Raw genomic sequence first — 2983 nt, 5'->3', positions numbered from 1 at the left:
TAATGGGCTAAAACACTACCTCGTAATGTTGATATATCACAGGATGAATAAAGGCATTTAAATGCTTTATAAAGCAGCAAGTTGCTTTAAAGCACAAGGTAGTGCTTTATAAGCACTTGATTAACTGAAAATATATGTTACAACATGATCATATAACATCATTTTCGCACCATGAAAAATTACGTCTCATTCAATGCCAAGTATTATAAAAATTCTAACGCTGCTGGTGAAATAGGACACGTTCAACGTGTCTTTGCTGAAAACACAAATCAAATCAAGCAATTTGCTGCTGATAATTTTGGCTGTGGCTATAACATCTATGATCGATATAAAGAGGTTTATGACCAAGTAGAAAGCATTAAAGGCAAGAAAATACAAAAAAATTCAAATACCTTCATGGACGGAGTATTGTCGTTTTCTAGGGACCAAATGCTCGAAATAATGAAAAAATCCGATTGGAAAACATCGTTTTCCGAGCATATCGAGCAGTTTATGCAGGATGTAAAAGAACAAACCGGCATGGAGCCGTTGGGCTGGGAAATGCATATGGACGAAGGCCATAAAGACCCAGAAACAGGCGAATATAAGATGAATTACCATGCCCAATGTATTTTCTTCAATTATGATTTTAAGACCAACAAAGCCCCATTGCGTGACCTCATGGGCCGCAAAGGTGATTCGATATGGTCGAAGCTGCAGGACACTGCAGGCAAGCGTTTCGAGGATCTTGGGTTTGTCCGTGGTGTTTCTGCTGATATGACCAAGGCCAAGCATGACGAAAAAGACGATTTTATAGCCTCTAAACAGGCAGAGATCGAACGCCTGCAGGCCGAGCTGGAACAGCGTCAAATCCAGCAGGAACGAGCATTAAAGGCCAATCAAGAGCTTCTAGAAGAGGCTGCAGCGGCTACCGATGAGATCCTAGCTGAATGTAATGAAGCAATAGATATATTGAACAAAAGAGAAGAAAAAAAAGTTGCTGAAAGCGAATTACGAGAAACAATAAAAAACAATATCGACCAATTCACTGAAAAGTTCAATCAATCAAGCAAATTAAGGTCGTATGTGGAGAGTTTTAGCCAGAACTTTCCGGTGTTCACCGAAGCACTTAAAACCACATATAAACGCCTTGTAGAGTTCTTTAATATTGATGATAGTGGTGATCCACTATCAACATTGAAAATAACAAAGGAAAATATTGCAAAAGTTAAAGAAATTAACAATGGTTTAAAAAGAAAATTCAAGATTTAAAAGTGCAAAGCACAACCAGAATGCTTTTAAACCCCCTTTCGGGGGTTATTCTATATTATGCTGATTGTTGTTCATCATCGGTATTTTCATATTGATTTTCAGGGCTTGCTGGGTCAAACGATGATGTAACTTCACGTTTGCCGTTTGGCGTGTAGTTGATTGTGATGTTATACGTTTCACGTCTTTCCATTATTTCAAGCCATTTTCCTTGTCCGAACAAGTGAGGATTTGCTATATAAACGGATGTACCAAGACGTTTTAGAATGTCTTTTTTAATCAAGTCAGTAATGCAGTTACTGAACGATTTTAATGTTAAACCAGCAGCAGCTGCACATTGCTCTTTTGTGTATTTTGGAAGGTTTATTATGCCCTTCCAATTCATTTCTTTAAGTATCTCGTATAAGGCTGGGGAGCAGCCTTTGGGAAGGTCATAGATGCGGTTAATGTCTTGTAGATAGACCTTCACATACAAGGGTTCTTGTGGAACTCTTGCAATGGTGTTTGTGACTGTTTGTTTTACCTGACCAGTTTCCTCATTAACGATACGTTTAGTATCGGTATATGTGGTTTTTTTAGTTGGTGTTGTAAGCTTTTTAACATTACTTTCTTTTGGTAATTCTTCTTTTTTAACATTTGCTTTTGGCATAAAAAACGCTCCTAAAAATATTATCTTACTTACAAATTAACATGATTCTCATCATTGTCAATGATGATCGTTCATTTTTTTTGATGATTGCCATTCACTGAGCTGGTGAACGCCTTATCTCCGTCGAGATTCATCATTTTTGAGGAGTGTTTTTTTTGGTTTTAGCTAAAACATTCATCATTTTTAATGAACCAGTATCACTGAGGTGATGACCCAGTATCACTGAGGTGATGAACTAGTATCACTGAGGTGATGAATGCCCATTCATGCGAAAAGGTTGATTTTACGGGGTTAAATGGGTGTTTTTGGAATATGGCTCCTTCTTATATTATTAGGGTGGTTTTCAAAGCCTTTGATTTTCAGCCCTTTAGATTGCTGTTTTCAGGTCGAGGATCAGCCACAACGCGTAGCAGGTTCCCCACGCCTCGGTATGGTGATTGAGTGGGTGGCCTAGGCCGTAGGACGACGGCAAGCCATGAGATCAACAGAGCGAGAACACGGGGAAAGCCACCGGCCCAACGGGCTGGCGTCCTGTAAATGTGGCTGATCCGTAGGATCGATGGTGTGCAATCGGGTGCCCTAACGCCTCCCTTCGGTCGTTGTTGGGTCATTTGACACGCTTGGCCATGAAGCCGGCCAACCATGTCAAACGACCTCGATCACGTCACCAGTGGCCTCTGTGGAGCTTCTAGGGTGGAATGGGATCGAGGGGGCACCCTCGTCACTGTCCAACCCGCTTTTGCTTTTCGGGGACTGACAGCACACCCCCACATTCCCTGGAGGGAAATGTTCAGGGGTGTAATAGGCACCGTCGCCGGTGCTGTTCTGGTGAATAAAGCACAAGCAACGCGGTGCTTTTGAAACAAACAGCCACTGAGAAAAAACGAAGTTTTTTTGAAGGCTACCAGCTCTTGATTTTGATCTTGGCTTTTGATCTTGCTCTTGATCTTCCTCGCGTACGCGAGCCCATGCACTCGTAGAGTGCTTTAATGGGCTAAAACACTACCTCGTAATGTTGATATATCACAGGATGAATAAAGGCATTTAAATGCTTTATAAAGCAGCAAGTTGCTTTAAAGCACAAGG

The 2983-nt window shown here is 41.0% G+C and carries 2 protein-coding genes; one reads left to right on the top strand and one right to left on the bottom strand.

The window, feature by feature from the left end; translation table 11 throughout:
- Positions 1–171 precede the first annotated feature (171 nt).
- The gene (locus LCH29_RS43685) at positions 172–1251 is read left to right on the top strand and encodes a hypothetical protein (protein ID WP_196191622.1); all 1080 of its coding nucleotides are present in this window, start codon (positions 172–174) and stop codon (positions 1249–1251) included.
- A gap of 55 nt (positions 1252–1306) precedes the next feature.
- Here LCH29_RS43685 and LCH29_RS43680 read toward each other — a convergent pair whose 3' ends face one another.
- On the bottom strand, positions 1307–1897 hold the full coding sequence (locus LCH29_RS43680; protein WP_196191623.1) for a replication/maintenance protein RepL: 591 nt from the start codon (positions 1895–1897) through the stop codon (positions 1307–1309).
- Positions 1898–2983: the final 1086 nt, after the last annotated feature.

Source organism: Streptomyces sp. BRA346, from assembly GCF_052851135.1.
This window is presented reverse-complemented; position numbering and strand designations above follow the sequence as displayed.

Coding starts and splice junctions, on each gene's coding strand:
- LCH29_RS43685 (WP_196191622.1), top strand. CDS start 172: ATGAAAAATTACGTCTCATTCAATGCCAAGTATTATAAAAATTCTAAC.
- LCH29_RS43680 (WP_196191623.1), bottom strand. CDS start 1,897: ATGCCAAAAGCAAATGTTAAAAAAGAAGAATTACCAAAAGAAAGTAAT.